At 65.0% G+C, this 691-nt stretch carries 1 protein-coding gene; it reads left to right on the top strand.

From position 1 onward, the window contains the following. On the top strand, positions 1 to 389 hold a 389-nt coding region (locus DK254_RS05715; RefSeq protein ID WP_177412026.1), incomplete at its 5' end, for a 2-oxo acid dehydrogenase subunit E2. Positions 390 to 691: the final 302 nt, after the last annotated feature.

Raw genomic sequence — 691 nt, 5'->3', positions numbered from 1 at the left:
CCCCGGACGGCCTGCTGGTGCCGGTGATCCGCGACGTCGACCGCAAGAGCCTGCTGCAGCTGGCCGCCGAGGCCGCGGAACTGGCGGAGAAGGCGCGCACCAAGAAGCTCTCGGCCGACGCCATGCAGGGCGCCTGCTTCACCATCTCCAGCCTCGGCCACATCGGCGGCACCGGCTTTACACCGATCGTCAACGCGCCGGAAGTGGCGATCCTGGGGGTGAGCAAGGCGACCATCCAGCCGGTGTGGGACGGCAAGGCCTTCCAGCCGCGCCTGATGCTGCCGCTGTCGCTGTCCTACGACCACCGGGTGATCAACGGCGCCGCCGCCGCGCGCTTCACCAAACGCCTGGGGGAACTGCTGGCAGATATCCGAACGTTGTTGCTGTGATCCGCCATGATCGCGGACAGAGTCCGCTCCGACGTCCGTGCTGCCTGGAACCGTAGGACTCTGTCCGCGATTTGGCGGATAACGCCGTAGGCGTTATGCGCCCTACGAACTATCGCGAACGCGGGAAGCCAGGTTCGCGAGCAAGAACTAGGCGTCCCCCTCGATCCTACGAAAAGCAAAAGCGCTTTTGCTCTGGCGTTTGGAATTTCCAGAGAAACAACCGAGCGCACCGGAACGCCCCTTCAGAAGGCCGAGCGAAACCGGCGCTCAGGAGGTCATGCGACATGGATGTCGCGAGAGCC

This window comes from Pseudomonas sp. RW407 (assembly GCF_003176655.1).
Classification (GTDB): Bacteria; Pseudomonadota; Gammaproteobacteria; order Pseudomonadales; family Pseudomonadaceae; genus Pseudomonas; species Pseudomonas delhiensis.
The sequence above is the reverse complement of the archived record's forward strand: the minus strand, read 5'-3'. Positions and strand labels throughout refer to the sequence as shown.